Genomic DNA, 14,722 nt, shown 5'->3' with positions numbered 1-14,722 from the left:
ATTATGTCAACAATTATTGATGTTTATGCTCGCGAAGTCCTTGATTCTCGTGGTAACCCAACTGTAGAAGTAGAAGTTTACACAGAAAGCGGCGCATTCGGACGCGCTATCGTACCAAGTGGTGCATCTACTGGTGAGCACGAAGCAGTAGAATTACGTGACGGTGACAAATCTCGTTACCTTGGTAAAGGTGTTGTTAATGCAGTAAACAACGTTAACGAAATTATCGCTCCAGAAATCGTTGGTTTCGACGTAACTGACCAAGCTGGTATCGACAACGCTATGATCGAATTAGATGGTACTCCAAACAAAGGTAAATTAGGCGCTAACGCTATCCTTGGTGTATCTATGGCAGTAGCTCACGCAGCAGCTGATTTCGTAGGTCTTCCATTATACCGTTACCTTGGTGGATTCAATGCAAAACAATTACCAACTCCAATGATGAACATCATCAACGGTGGTTCTCACGCTGATAACAACGTTGACTTCCAAGAGTTCATGATCTTACCAGTTGGTGCTCCAACATTCAAAGAATCAATCCGTATGGGTGCTGAAGTATTCCATGCATTAAAAGCTGTATTACATGATAAAGGTCTTAACACTGCAGTAGGTGACGAAGGTGGATTCGCTCCAAACCTTGGTTCTAACCGCGAAGCATTAGAAGTAATTATCGAAGCAATCGAAAAAGCTGGTTACAAAGCTGGCGAGAACGTATTCTTAGGAATGGACGTTGCTTCTTCTGAGTTCTACAACAAAGAAACTGGTAAATATGACCTTGCAGGCGAAGGCCGCACTGGCTTAACTTCTGCAGAAATGGTTGATTTCTATGAAGAGCTTTGCAAAGACTTCCCAATCATCTCTATTGAAGATGGTTTAGATGAAAACGACTGGGATGGCCACAAATTATTAACTGAGCGTCTTGGCAGCAAAGTTCAATTAGTTGGTGACGACTTATTCGTAACGAACACTCAAAAACTTGCTGAAGGTATCGAAAAAGGTATCTCTAACTCAATCTTAATTAAAGTTAACCAAATCGGTACTTTAACTGAGACTTTCGAAGCAATCGAAATGGCTAAACGTGCTGGTTACACAGCAGTTGTATCTCACCGTTCTGGTGAAACTGAAGATGCTACAATCGCTGACATCGCAGTTGCAACTAACGCTGGCCAAATCAAAACTGGTTCTATGAGCCGTACTGACCGTATTGCTAAGTACAACCAATTATTACGCATCGAAGACGAACTAGGCGAAATCGCTGTTTACGATGGTTTAAAATCTTTCTACAACCTAAAAAAATAATTGTAGAAAATAAAGACAGACCGTGAGAAATCACGGTCTGTTTTTTTATTAAAATGGTTCATCTGTCATAATCGACATAAAGTGTTTAAAGAACTGGTTGTAATCAAAGTCGATTGCAATTTGCTGTTTAGGTCTGTTGATGAAGGGTTTAGAATTGGACAATGAGCGGAAATCGGCGACACTTTGTCCACGAGCGAACTGTTCACTCATAACGTAAACTGGTGATTCATAATAGGTAAACATTGAATCATTAAGGAGTGCCATAATAGGCATCGTGTCATGAAAAGGACAACCTTTTAATTGTGGCAATGCTTTTTGATAATACCCATAATAGTAATGATCGAATAGAGGTTTAATGAGAGGTGCTTTTCCTTTTGCATCAATATATTCAGCCATTTCAGGTGTAACGATAGAGTATTGTGTAACGTTCAGTGGGTATATAGACATGTTAGGAATGGATTGTAATACAATATTGGCAGCGACAGGATCACCATAAAAGTTTGCTTCAGATACAGGTGTTACATTTCCTGGATGTAAAAAGGCACCACCCATTATATAGTAAGATTTAATTTGTTTCATCAAGCTTCCGTACAAAATAATTAGAAGTGCAAGTGAAGTTAAACGTCCTATACTAACAATAATTAATTCATCTTTATAGTTATTAATCAAATTGATAACCTCAAGAAAATTCTCCATTTGTCCATTTGTAAGAGATTCCTCCGGTATAATGGGACCTAATCCATGTATGCCATGTACATCTGTGAAGAAATCGGGATTTCCACTAGTAAGAGGTCTTGTAGCACCACCAAATATTTTAATATTCGTATCTCCTACTTTATCTTGAAGGAATAAGGTATTTTCCACCGCCATTTTTTGGGGGACATTTCCATAATCTGCAACAATGCCAACGATTTCGATTTCATCTGCAAAGTATGCGAGTATGAGAGCGATTGTATCATCGATACCAGGATCAGCAAAAACCAAAATCTTTTTGGTCATATGTTCACCACCCGTAGCTTTTAATAAAATGAGAATGACGTTTTATAGACATGTATTGCCTATTTATATAGGCAATACATGTTGTGCAGTTGAAAGCATTTTGGAGGCTATGAGTAAATATATGTCATTTCAGAACGAATAGAATCCATTTAAATGGATTCTATTCGCAAGAAGTAAGCTTGGCATCTTTCTGACAGAAGACTTATTTTATTGAAATAACAACATAAAAATTCAGAAAATATAAACTTTTCATGTTAGGTCAATGTTTTTGACGTAAATTTCGCCTGGAAATACAGTCATATCAAGGGTGTAAGCGTATAACATATGTCATTTTCGTTGTCAAGTTGATAAATTGCAGGTTTTTACAATTTATACTATGATAAGGATATAAAGTGAAGATCGTATAAACATGAGGGATGATGAACATGAAGTTTACAAAGATTATTGTCCAAGTTGCAGCTCTTTACGTGTTTTACATGATTGGGACATGGGTGCAAGAAATGTTGGATATTCCAATTCCAGGAAGTTTGATTGGGATGTTTCTCCTACTTGTTTTACTAAGCCTTAAGGTTCTTCCTGTGAAATGGTTTGATTTAGGAGCAGAAACACTCGTTGCTATTATGCCGTTTTTATTGATTCCACCGACAATTGGTTTAATGAATTACGGTGCTTTTTTTATGAGTAAAGGAATTTCTCTTTTCATTACTGTTGTAGCGAGTACATTTTTAATTATTATTGTCGCAGGACATACAGGACAATATCTTGCGAATAGAAAGGAAAAAGAAACGCGATGAGCCAAATATTAATCGGAATTGGTTGGGTTATTCTTACATTGTTATTATATCAATTATCTAAAAAGATTTATAAAGTATTACCAACACCATTTACCATTCCAATGCTTGTAGCAACAGCATTAATGATTGTTTTATTACTTGTGCTGGATATACCATATCAAGAGTATATGCAAAGTGGTGGCGGCTGGATTTCCAAACTGCTTGGACCAGGTGTTGTAGCATTTGCCATTCCACTTTATAAACAGCGTCACGTATTGCAAAAGTATGTTGTACCAATTGCTGGTGGTGTACTAGTCGGAACAACAGTGGCGATTGCAAGTGACTTCGTTATTGCATCGCTTATGGGAACAGATAAAAGTTTAATTTTATCTTCTTTACCAAAATCAGTAACAATGCCAGTTGCAATGAGTGTATCAGAGCAAGTTGGCGGTGTTCCATCATTAACAGCAGCATTCGTTGTTGTAGCTGGGATTACGGGGACAATTACAGGTCCAATTCTATTAAAATGGAGCCGCGTTACAAACTCTGTTGGTAAAGGAATCGGTTTTGGATGTGCATCTCATATTATGGGTGTAATGAGAGCGATGAAAAACAATGAACATGAAGGTGTTATTGGATCGGTAACAATGACATTAACAGCGATTTTAACTTGTTTGCTTGGACCGTTATTTGCAACTATGTTTATGTAATAGATGAAAGCGAGAGTGATAGGAACAGCTCTCGCTTTTCTATAGAATTTATGCTAACATTTAAACTAACTGAATCTATGTAGGAGGTACGCCAGGTGCATACGTTATTATCAGTTTTACTTATTATTGTATCGATTTTGATGATTGTTTTAGTACTTATGCAGTCTAGCAATAGCTCAGGCCTTTCAGGTGCTATTTCAGGCGGTGCAGAACAGTTATTTGGTAAACAAAAAGCACGCGGAATTGAAGCTGTATTAAGCCGTATTACAGTTGTTTTAGCTGTATTATTCTTCGCACTAACAATTGGGGTTACGTACTTAAATTTATAAGAAAAGGCTTTGCTTTTACAAGATATGAAAAGAGGAGAAGCGTTAGCGGATTCGCGCTAATGGTTCTTCTTTTTTTGTGCTCATTTGTATTCCACTATTCGAAAAAAGTTTCTAATTAGATTATGGAAATGGAACTATGGTAAACTAAGGATAGAAACAATGCGACTAGATTACAGAAGAGAAAGAGGAGAAGAAGATGATGAAATTAGCATCTCCGAAACCATTTACATTTGAAGGTGGAGACCGTGCTGTTTTATTACTACATGGATTCACAGGGAATTCAGCTGATGTACGTATGCTCGGGCGTTTTTTAGAGAAAAAAGGCTATACTTGCCACGCCCCAATTTATAAAGGTCATGGTGTACCACCAGAACAACTTGTTCATACAGGTCCTGAAGATTGGTGGAAAGATGTTATGGCTGCTTATCAACACTTGAAAGATCTAGGATATGAGAAAATTGCAGCTGTTGGATTATCACTTGGCGGTGTGTTCTCATTAAAACTTTCTTATACATTACCGATTTTAGGTGTTGTTCCAATGTGTGCGCCAATGTACATTAAGAGCGAAGAAATTATGTACCAAGGTATATTGGCATATGCACGCGAATATAAAAAGCGTGAGCAAAAATCACCAGAACAAATTGAAAAAGAAATGTTTGAATTTAAACAGACACCAATGAATACATTAAAAGCATTACAAGACTTAATTCGTGACGTACGTAACAATGTGGATATGATTTATGCACCAACATTTGTTGTACAAGCACGCCATGATGAAATGATTAATACAGATAGTGCAAACATTATCTATAACGGTGTAGAATCCACGTTAAAAGAAATTAAGTGGTATGAAGACTCTACGCATGTCATTACGCTTGATAAACAACGTGATGAGCTACACGAAGATGTATATAACTTCTTGGAGCAACTAGATTGGTAAGATCTAGTTGCCTCTTTTTTTCATGGGGTGTTGAAAGCATTTAAAAACCACTCTTTTTAGGGTGGGAGAGAGGATCCGCCCTTGGCCAGAAGCGGTCAGTACCTATTTTAGCCCCATGTCATGTGAGAACAGCAGGAGAAAATGAGAGAAGGTCTTCTTTAGTTTTCGAGGCCGTGAAGTAGGTGCTTAAAAGTCAAAATATATATAAATTGGAATAGAGATATAAAAGCATTCTTTTTAGGTGGAAGAGAGGATCCGCCCGTGGCTAGAAGCGCTCAGAGCTTATTTTAGCCCCATGTCATATGAGGACAAAAGGAGAAAACGAGTGGGAATCTTCTTTTGATTGCAAAGCTACGACTCAGATGTCGTTAAATCAAAACGTATTTATATAGAAATAAACTTTTAAGATGAGAATTTTATTGCACATAAGCAGCAGAATAAATGGTAAAAACCGAGTGTTTATAGAAGTTTCACTTTATACATAGTGTGTATTTCGGATACACTAAATAATATGAGGGTTTAAAGGAGGTATTTTTGCTTGGAAGAAATCATTCAAGAACATGTTGATAAGTTGTTATTATTTATGAAAGAAGAAGCGTATAAACCGCTAACGATACAAGAATTAGAAGAGGCATTTGGTATTGTAGATTCCGCTGGCTTTAAAGATTTTGTAAAGGCGCTAGTTATGATGGAAGAAAAGGGACTTGTTGTTCGTACACGCAGCAATCGTTATGGCCTTCCAGAAAAGATGAATTTAGTGCGCGGTAAGTTAATTGGGCATGCACGTGGGTTTGCTTTTGTTGTCCCAGAAGAGAAGAAGATAGGGGACGACGACATTTTCATTCCGCCTACAGAACTAAATGGTGCACTTCATGGTGATACAGTATTAGCTCGTATTAGTTCACAATCTAGTGGATCACGCCAAGAAGGTACAATTATTCGCATTGTAGAGCGTGGCACGAAGGAACTAGTTGGTACATATACAGAGTCCAAAAACTTCGGGTTTGTCATTCCAGATAATAAACGCTGGACAAGTGATATTTTTATCCCGAAAAGTGCATCTATGGGTGCGGTAGAAGGGCATAAAGTTGTTGTGAAAATTACAAGCTATCCGCAAGATCGTTTAAGTGCGGAAGGTGAGGTCATTCAAATTTTAGGTCATAAAAATGACCCAGGTGTAGATATCTTATCTGTTATTCATAAACACCATTTACCGTTAGCTTTCCCAGAGGATGTAATGGAACACGCAAACAGTGTACCAGAAACGATTTCAGAAGAAGATTTAAAAGATCGTCGTGACCTTCGTGATCAAATGATTGTTACAATTGACGGTGCAGATGCAAAAGATTTGGATGATGCAGTAACTGTAACGAAGCTTGAGAACGGTAATTATAAACTTGGTGTTCATATCGCGGATGTTAGTCATTACGTTCATGAAGGATCTCCAATTGATGTGGAAGCAGCGGAGAGAGCAACGAGTGTGTATCTGGTGGACCGTGTAATTCCGATGATTCCACATCGTTTATCAAACGGTATTTGTTCATTAAATCCAAAAGTAGACCGTCTTACACTTTCTTGTGAAATGGAAATTAACAATCTTGGTGATGTTGTTAGCCACGAAATTTTCCAAAGTGTCATTAAAACAACAGAACGTATGACATACGCGGATGTAAGAAGCATTTTAGAAGATGAAGACGAAGAGTTAATGAAGCGTTATGAACAACTTGTACCTATGTTTAAAGAAATGGCTCAGTTAGCACAAATTTTACGTGAAAAACGTATGAGACGCGGTGCAATTGACTTCGACTTTAAAGAAGCAAAAGTACTAGTTGATGAAGAAGGTAAACCAACAGATGTTGTCATGCGTGATCGTTCTGTATCAGAAAAGCTAATTGAAGAGTTCATGCTTGTTGCCAATGAAACAGTAGCGGAACATTTCCACTGGATGAACGTACCATTTATGTACCGTGTCCATGAAGATCCGAAAGAAGACAAATTAGAGCGTTTCTTTGAGTTTGTCACAAACTTCGGTTATGCGGTAAAAGGACGTGCGAATGAAGTGCATCCTCGTGCGTTGCAACAAATTCTTGAAATGGTACAAGGCCAACCTGAAGAAGTCGTGATTTCAACCGTTATGCTTCGTTCCATGAAACAAGCTCGTTACGATGCAGATAGCCTAGGACACTTCGGGTTATCAACAGAATTCTATACGCATTTCACATCGCCAATTCGTCGTTATCCAGATACGATTGTTCATCGATTAATTCGCGAATACATTATTAACGGTAAAATCGATAATGAAACACAAGCGAAATGGCGTGAAAAGTTACCAGATATCGCAGAGCATTCTTCTAACATGGAACGTCGTGCTGTTGAAGCAGAACGCGAAACAGATGAACTGAAAAAAGCAGAGTATATGCTTGATAAGATTGGTGAAGAGTACGATGGCATGATTAGCTCTGTAACCAACTTTGGTTTATTCGTAGAGCTTCCGAATACAATTGAAGGTCTTGTTCACGTTAGCTATTTAACGGATGACTATTACCGTTATGATGAACAGCACTTTGCGATGATTGGTGAGCGTACAGGTAACGTCTTCCGCATCGGTGATGAAATTACAATTCGCGTTATTAACGTAAACAAAGATGAACGTGCAATTGACTTTGAAATCGTCGGTATGAAGGGAACGCCAAGACGTAAGTTTAAAGATCGTCCAGTTGTGATTGATCAGCCAAAAGGCGGTAGAAAGAGACGGAGTGGACGTGGTGAGGAACGTGGTAACGGCCGTAAGCACGAACGCGGTGGTCGTGGCGAACGTAATAACGAGCGTGGTGGTCGCGGAAAAGGAGCATCCGGTCGTCCAGGACAAAAAGATGGTAATGGTAAAAAGAAAAAGCCATTCTTTGAAAATGTTCCAGGATTTAAGAAGAAAAAGAAAAAGCGTAAGTAAGAGAGGGGTGGCTTCGCTTAGTATATAAGTGAAGCCACTTCCACTTTTTCGTAACTTTTGTTAAAATAGTACAAATAGAGGAGGGACAGATAATGCCAAAAGGTAGCGGTAAGGTTATTGCACAAAATAAAAAAGCATTTCATGATTATTTCATCGACGAAACATACGAAGCAGGGCTTGTCCTTCAAGGAACGGAAATTAAGTCAATTCGTGCTGGGCGCGTTAACTTAAAGGATGCTTTCGCTCGTGTACATAACGGTGAAGTTTGGGTACATAATATGCACATTAGTCCGTATGAACAAGGGAACCGTTTCAATCATGATCCGCTTCGCACAAGAAAATTACTTCTTCATAAAAAAGAAATTCAGAAGTTAATCGGTTATTCAAAAGAAACAGGTTATACACTTGTTCCAGTTAAAATCTATTTAAAAAATGGATTTGCGAAAATGGCACTTGGTTTAGCTCGAGGTAAGAAGCAATATGATAAGCGTCATGATTTAAAAGAAAAAGAAGCGAAACGTGAAATTGCTCGCGCATTCCGTGATCGTCAAAAAATGTAATACAGAAATTTACATTTGTAAAATGTCGAACGTATGATATAATAATTCATGTAAGGCCAGTGAACATTGAAAAACAGCTCATTAAGTAGCTATCACGAATATACTTCGTATGCTCCATTTCTTATATGGGGACGTTACGGATTCGACAGGGGTAGTTTGAGCTTAAGTTGCGAGTCGAGGGGATCGGCCTCGTTAAAACGTCAAAGCCAATAACTGGCAAACAACAAAACAACTTCGCTTTAGCTGCTTAATACAGCTTAGCGGTTCCTCCCTCCATCGTCCATGTGGTAGGGTAAGGGACTCAAACTAAGTGGACTACGCCGGAGTTCGCCGTCTGAGGGCGAAGGAAGAGAACAATCAGACTAGCAGCTTGGAAGCCTGTCGATAGGCCGAAGAGTTTGCGAAATGCCAATATATCGACTATGCTCGTAGAAGCTTAAGTGCCAATATCTTTGGACGTGGGTTCGACTCCCACCGTCTCCACCAATACATATTTGGTGGTTTTTTTATTTTGTATAACAGGAAGCATAACTTTGCATCAAATGCAGGTTTATGCTTCTTTTTTTGTTGTACAAATTTATGCTTCCCAAGAGTTTTAACAGTACTCCAACAAAAGTCTCTTCATAAGTGCTGAAAGGAATTTTCATTTACATAATCAACGTTATTGGTACTAATAAACTTTCTTTAGCTCTATGAGGTTTTTACTTAGTGATTATAGACAGCAGCTAAAAAACGAACAAGTACTTATTTTATTAAATGTCATGATCTACTTCAAAATTTAAAACGTGCAAAAATTGAGAGTCGCTTAGAATCACGATTAAAAAACTATACAAAGTATAAATTACTTATCATTGATGAAATTGGATATTTACCAATTGATCCGGAGGATGCAAAACTATTCTTCAAACTCATTGATATGCGTTATGAAAAACGAAGTACGATCTTAATTAAGAATGTTAATTTCGAGTCATGGGATGAAATCTTCCAAGATCCTAAAATCGCGAATGCCATACTAGATCGTGTCTTACATCACGCCACAGTTGTGAGCATTGTGGGGCAATCGTATCGAATTAAAGATCATTTCAGTAAAGAAAATGATTAACTTTGTACATGTTTATGTTGACATTTACAGTTATTTTAAAGGTGCATAAATTAACGGTTTCGTAATGAATCTACAGATGAGTATGTCGTGGAAGGATCTTTATCCAAAATTTTCGAATCTTCATGTCTATAGAATATTTTCTTCTTTATATAATAAATGCCATTTTATTAGGCTACCTCAAGTATAAATCTATTCTTAGTAGGTGCCCAAGTGTATTAGAATAGAATATCCCTTTACCAGATATGAATATAAAACTTTCAATAAAAGTCAAAAGAGAGGAGGATCCTCTCTCTTGATAGTTGTGAATCATTGATTTTTGCGAGGAAAAAAAGACAACAGAAGTGTCACTATATAGTGGTTACATAAATAAATATAAAATTAAGAGGAAACCATTTTAAGCTCTATATAATTTATTAGGTGATTGCAATAACAGTAGGAGTAAAGTCAATAAGAAGGACACCTCTTTCAGCTGGTTGCGGCTCCTTTCCTTTTTTCACTCCTTTAACATAGTGACTGACCTTTTGGTCACAAACACCATAAGAGTCAAGAGGATTTATGAGATCAAACTCATCAAGAATGAATTTTTTATCAACATCTTCCCTTTTTAAACCGGCACAATTCGTGGTGGCAATCGTACTAGTCCCGCCAATCACATTTTTATAGGTGACTAAGTGGACAAAGGTGAAGGGCTCTCCATCTTGATGCAGGGTATTTGGAGAAGCGATAGACTCCTGACCATCTTCTGTGACCATATACTTTACAAAATGTACACCAACATGAACAGGAAGTAACTTGTCATGTGTATCCCAGAATGTTTCATTAAAATCATATTTTATTATTTCTTTTAAGAGTTCGTTTTCCTTTATTTCTTCGCTAAGTGAAGGGAAAGCACGGTACTCAGCGAGGTATTCAGCGTTAAAGCTTCCTTGAAAATACAGAGATTGAGGTTGCCCTTGTTCGTCAAAGTGATTAGGAAGCCATTGAAAATGATTATCCCAAGGATTAATCAGTGCGCGTGAATATCTTCTGTACCTGTGACTCTCTAATGAGTATGTATCTACCGGTAATCGATCAAATTCGGCTGTCATCTGCATAAAATCTTTTTCTAGGTTTTGAACAGGTAAATCTGCAAGTTGGAATTTCTTGTATCCGTTTACTTCTAGAGCTTTCTTTTCTTTTAAGAACAAATTACTCATTTAGTACACCACCTTTATTATTAAGTTAATCTTTAAAAGTTGAAAAAAATCCCTATTTATAACAAAATATTCATAAAATAATAATAAGCTTTAATTTTATATATGTAAAGTAAAAAAAAACCATTAATATATATATTTTGTATTAAATAAATATATTTAAATGATGAATTTGGGTGTTTTTTTTATATTTACGCAATTATCCTTTGCAAAATGAAAATGATTATTGACATTTATAATTATTTAATTTATTCTAAAATTAGTTAATTTATGGAAAGGGTTAGTGGGATGCTAATTAATAGAGTCAGAGAAATGCGCGCACGTCACAAGTGGTCTCAGCAAGATTTGGCTAAAAAAATTGGGGCCACAAGACAAACGATTGGGTTGATTGAAAAAGGGGATTATGCACCCTCCATAACGTTAGTCTTAAAAATTGCCAAAGCTTTTCAAGTTACAGTAGAAGAAGTTTTTTTCCTCGAAGAGAAAGGGTGAGCAAAATGTTACAAAAACTAATAAAATCTCCTATTGTTCCTCTGTTTTTATTTATTCTGTTAGTTACTTTTTTTATTTTTTCTCTGTATAATCCTCAGGATGAAAAACAGTTGTTGGCTAGGATATGTCTCTTTCTACTTACTGCCTTAACTTTTATTTGGACGATCCTGATAAGATACTATAACCAAAAACATCCTGAAAACAGAATCCGCTTCTCTGGGCTTCTTCCTTCCGAATTTCTTGACATGGACGAAGGGCAGCAATGGGTTACTCATAAAGCATGTAGAAATGTTTATATCTTCTTTTCAGTTGGATTGCCGGTTACTGCAGGAATTTGTTTCCTATTTTCTGAGTTTGTTCTTACTCCCTTTTTCGCCATTGGATTTTTGGGTATTGGTCAATACCTGGTGTATTGGCTGACGGTTCGTAAATTAAATAAATATTAAAAAGGAAGTGATGTAATGCTTGAATGGGCACAAGATCAATCGACTGTCTTGCAATTTGTTGTAATTTTTGTTGTTGCTTTCGCTCCTTGGATGGATGTATCTATTGTAGTTCCTATCGGTGTGGCATGGGGGCTGCCACCGTTTGGAGTTGCAATAGTGGCTTTTACTGGTAACTTGCTTTTAGTTTTACTACTAGGATTTTTCTTTAAGCAATTTTACGCATGGAGAGAAAAAAGAAGAAAAGCAAAAGGGATTACGGCTCCCTCCAAACAAGAAACAAGATCCAGAAAAATTTGGGAGCGATACGGTATTCCAGGTCTAGCGCTTCTTGCGCCAATTTTTGTTGGTACTGACATTGCTGCTGTTTTGGCCTTAACATTTGGTTCCTCTCGGACGCAAGTGATAAGTTGGATGACTGTTAGCTTAGCTGTTTGGACAACTATATTCACTATTGGTTCCATGTATGGCTTTAGCTATCTAAACATTATTTAATATAGAGGGTGAATTTATGGAACATCGGCTTTCTTTGCCAGAAGAAATAGTTCTATTAGGGGCGAATCATCTTCGTTTGAAGTATCGTTCCTATACAGAAACATATAGCATTGGGGCTATATTTATTGAATTACTTTTAAAAAAGAAAATAGAGTTGGATACAAAGGGAAAAGTTATAGTTGTTGATGCTGATACAACTGGAGATGATTATTTGGACCAAGTTATCCTTATTCTTGTCAAATCATTTAGAACGAGAAAATTAAAAGCTTGGATTAAGTATTTCCATTTCAAAACCCGGTTACGAGGAAAGATACACAATTCTATTCTTCAAGAACTGCAAAAAAAAGGGGCAATCACCTTAGGTTTAAAAGTTCCTTTTCTACCTCTACGAAAAATCACCGAGATTAATCAATCGCGAGAACAAGTTGTTAAAATGATTCATTCTCAGCTCATCTATAATAAAGTTCCTGATGAACAGACAGTTGTTCTTTTATATTTGCTGAAAGAGACAGGATTATTAAAAGATTATTTTAACTCAAAAGAAAGAGCAGAAATAATGAACTGTATAAATGAGCAAAAAGACCAGCTTTCAATTGATATAAATTCTATTCAACGGATTGAAAAAGCCATACAGGATATTACAGCTTGTCTTGCCTCTTTAGGTGGGGCACTAGTGACTCCTTAGACGGTAATTATTCCTTAATTAAATAGTGAAGGGAGATACAAAATGAACTCACTAATTATCAATACAAATAATCTCACAAAGACCTACAAAAAAAATATAGTTGTAGATTCTTTAAACATGAAAGTCAGTCAAGGTGAGATTTACGGATTTTTAGGTCCGAACGGTGCAGGGAAAACTACGACTATTCGTATGTTGCTTGGTCTTATTCGCCCCACTAAAGGTGATGTGAAGATATTTGATCAGGATTTAAAGAAGGATCGCTTGTCAATTTTAGGGAAAATTGGATCTCTTGTTGAAACACCGACCTACTACGGTCATCTCAGCGGATATGAAAATTTAGAAGCTGCCAGGCGACTGCTGCGAATAGATAATACAGATAGAGTAAAGGAGGTACTCAAAATTGTTCAGCTAGAAGGTGCCAAGGATAAAAAGGTTAAAAATTATTCCCTAGGAATGAAACAAAGGTTGGGTATTGCAACTGCTTTGTTGAATCGTCCGCAGCTTTTAATTCTAGATGAACCAACCAACGGTCTTGACCCTGCTGGTATTCATGAAATACGTGAACTTATTAAAGAAATGCCTGCAAAGTTTGGAATGACTGTTTTGGTTTCAAGTCATTTACTTAGTGAAATAGAGTTGATGGCAACTCAGGTGGGTATTATTCAAAATGGGAAGATGCTTTTTCAAGATTCTATTGAGGTTCTAAGGAAAGAAAGTGAACCTAAAATTAAAATAAAAGTCGATAAGCCCTTGGAAGCAGCTAGTTCTCTTAAACATAAAGGCATTGAGGCAAATTTTGAAGAGGAAGAAGGGACTGTGTATATTCAAGAATCTTCACCATCTATAGCTGGGGAAGCCAACAAGGTACTAGTAGAGGCCGGATTTACAGTCTCCCGCCTGGAAGGTATGAAAAAGTCACTTGAAGATATCTTCTTAGATCTTACAGGGAAAGGACAGAGCTTATAATGGGACCGATATTCTCGTCCGATTTAGTTAAAATAAAACGTTCATGGTTTTGGGGACTTGTCCTATTTTTCCCTGCTGTATTAGTAGGAGGGGTAACTCTGCTACTTTTGCTGAATGCTGGTGATATACAGCAGGAGGTCTCGGAAGGTAGGAGTTATAACATTTGGGGTACCATATGGATGATTACATTTTACGGCAACTATTTTATTATCCACCTTTCCGTTACAATTTTATGCTCGTATATTGCTAATTTAGAGCACCAGGCAAGGTCGTGGAAACTTATCTTTTCTATGCCAATATCCAAGACTCAATACTATTGGACGCGCTACATGTGGATATGCTTTGGTGTACTATTTTCGGGGTTATTTTTAATGGGTGCTATGTGCCTTTCTGGATTTTTATTTGGAGGGAGCGCTACATTTAATGCCTCCAGAATCTTTTATTTTACAATGTTTCCATATCTGACTTCTTTTGCTCTTATTGGGCTGCAGCTATGGATATCCATGGTATTAAATAATCAGGCGATACCGATGATGATGGGAGGAGTAGGAATAGCCTTGGGGCTATTTTTGATTCAGCTGCCGGGGGTTACACAATATCTTCCGTGGGTCCTGCCATACCAAGTAACATTTTCAAATGAAAATATCATTACTGATTTTTCTAGTATAGTTAATTCCCCTAATTACCAGTGGGAATGGGTTTGGATTAGCCTTGGCATGGGCTTATTTTTCACTATCATTGGATCGATACATTTTTCCAATAGAGAAGTAGATTAGGAGGAAGAGT

15 protein-coding genes, 1 other RNA gene and 1 pseudogene are annotated in these 14,722 nt (G+C 37.2%); 15 read left to right on the top strand and 2 right to left on the bottom strand.

Annotation, left to right across the window (positions count from 1 at the left end):
* The first annotated feature begins 3 nt into the window (after positions 1–3).
* Positions 4–1,299, top strand: a complete 1,296-nt coding sequence (eno, locus tag AC1M36_RS16600; protein WP_336451694.1) for a phosphopyruvate hydratase — start codon at positions 4–6, stop codon at positions 1,297–1,299.
* Between the two features lie 48 nt (positions 1,300–1,347).
* Here the strand turns inward: eno and AC1M36_RS16595 are convergent, their stop codons facing one another.
* Complete coding sequence (locus AC1M36_RS16595; RefSeq protein ID WP_336451695.1) at positions 1,348–2,298, bottom strand: nucleoside hydrolase; 951 nt, start codon at positions 2,296–2,298, stop codon at positions 1,348–1,350.
* Positions 2,299–2,723: 425 nt separating this feature from the next.
* Here AC1M36_RS16595 and AC1M36_RS16590 point away from each other — a divergent pair, with 425 nt between their 5' ends.
* The 8 genes and pseudogenes from AC1M36_RS16590 to AC1M36_RS16555 all read left to right on the top strand — a co-directional run.
* Positions 2,724–3,092, top strand: coding sequence for a CidA/LrgA family holin-like protein (locus tag AC1M36_RS16590; RefSeq protein ID WP_174100998.1), 369 nt, complete (start codon positions 2,724–2,726; stop codon positions 3,090–3,092).
* Positions 3,089–3,781, top strand: a complete 693-nt coding sequence (locus AC1M36_RS16585) for an LrgB family protein (RefSeq protein ID WP_336451696.1) — start codon at positions 3,089–3,091, stop codon at positions 3,779–3,781. The genes AC1M36_RS16590 and AC1M36_RS16585 overlap by 4 nt, the downstream gene beginning before the upstream one ends.
* Positions 3,782–3,876: 95 nt before the next feature.
* Positions 3,877–4,110 carry a preprotein translocase subunit SecG gene (gene secG, locus AC1M36_RS16580; protein WP_017153348.1) on the top strand — a complete coding sequence of 78 codons (234 nt, stop codon included), beginning with the start codon at positions 3,877–3,879 and terminating at the stop codon, positions 4,108–4,110.
* Positions 4,111–4,309: 199 nt separating this feature from the next.
* On the top strand, positions 4,310–5,050 hold the full coding sequence (locus AC1M36_RS16575) for an alpha/beta hydrolase (RefSeq protein ID WP_336451697.1): 741 nt from the start codon (positions 4,310–4,312) through the stop codon (positions 5,048–5,050).
* A 538-nt stretch (positions 5,051–5,588) separates the two neighbouring features.
* Positions 5,589–8,000: a ribonuclease R gene (gene rnr / locus AC1M36_RS16570; RefSeq protein ID WP_336451698.1), complete on the top strand. Its 2,412-nt coding sequence runs from the start codon at positions 5,589–5,591 to the stop codon at positions 7,998–8,000.
* Positions 8,001–8,092: 92 nt separating this feature from the next.
* A complete protein-coding gene (gene smpB / locus AC1M36_RS16565; RefSeq protein WP_017153345.1) occupies positions 8,093–8,560 on the top strand; it encodes an SsrA-binding protein in 468 nt (155 codons plus the stop codon).
* Positions 8,561–8,687: 127 nt separating this feature from the next.
* Positions 8,688–9,046, top strand: a transfer-messenger RNA (tmRNA) gene (gene ssrA, locus AC1M36_RS16560).
* A gap of 235 nt (positions 9,047–9,281) precedes the next feature.
* Positions 9,282–9,662, top strand: a pseudogene (locus AC1M36_RS16555) (ATP-binding protein); the annotation flags it as partial.
* A gap of 413 nt (positions 9,663–10,075) precedes the next feature.
* On the opposite strand, the gene AC1M36_RS16550 reads toward AC1M36_RS16555, so the two are convergent.
* Positions 10,076–10,858 carry a 2OG-Fe dioxygenase family protein gene (locus AC1M36_RS16550; protein ID WP_098507783.1) on the bottom strand — a complete coding sequence of 261 codons (783 nt, stop codon included), beginning with the start codon at positions 10,856–10,858 and terminating at the stop codon, positions 10,076–10,078.
* 285 nt (positions 10,859–11,143) lie between these two features.
* Here AC1M36_RS16550 and AC1M36_RS16545 point away from each other — a divergent pair, with 285 nt between their 5' ends.
* Genes AC1M36_RS16545 through AC1M36_RS16520 form a run of 6 tightly spaced genes read left to right on the top strand, consistent with a single transcriptional unit; the run spans position 11,144 to position 14,712 of the window.
* Positions 11,144–11,347, top strand: a complete 204-nt coding sequence (locus tag AC1M36_RS16545) for a helix-turn-helix transcriptional regulator (protein ID WP_098507782.1) — start codon at positions 11,144–11,146, stop codon at positions 11,345–11,347.
* A 5-nt stretch (positions 11,348–11,352) separates the two neighbouring features.
* Entirely contained in the window at positions 11,353–11,793 is a 441-nt protein-coding gene (locus tag AC1M36_RS16540) for a hypothetical protein (RefSeq protein ID WP_336451699.1), read from the top strand.
* 15 nt (positions 11,794–11,808) lie between these two features.
* Positions 11,809–12,285, top strand: coding sequence for a small multi-drug export protein (locus AC1M36_RS16535; protein ID WP_098507780.1), 477 nt, complete (start codon positions 11,809–11,811; stop codon positions 12,283–12,285).
* A 16-nt stretch (positions 12,286–12,301) separates the two neighbouring features.
* Positions 12,302–12,970 carry a GOLPH3/VPS74 family protein gene (locus AC1M36_RS16530; RefSeq protein ID WP_098507779.1) on the top strand — a complete coding sequence of 223 codons (669 nt, stop codon included), beginning with the start codon at positions 12,302–12,304 and terminating at the stop codon, positions 12,968–12,970.
* Positions 12,971–13,012: 42 nt separating this feature from the next.
* Positions 13,013–13,936 carry an ABC transporter ATP-binding protein gene (locus tag AC1M36_RS16525; RefSeq protein ID WP_098541833.1) on the top strand — a complete coding sequence of 308 codons (924 nt, stop codon included), beginning with the start codon at positions 13,013–13,015 and terminating at the stop codon, positions 13,934–13,936.
* Entirely contained in the window at positions 13,936–14,712 is a 777-nt protein-coding gene (locus AC1M36_RS16520) for an ABC transporter permease (protein WP_336451700.1), read from the top strand. The genes AC1M36_RS16525 and AC1M36_RS16520 overlap by 1 nt, the downstream gene beginning before the upstream one ends.
* Positions 14,713–14,722 lie beyond the last annotated feature (10 nt).

The organism is Bacillus sp. Medicinal_06 (assembly GCF_056711665.1).
The sequence above is the reverse complement of the archived record's forward strand: the minus strand, read 5'-3'. Positions and strand labels throughout refer to the sequence as shown.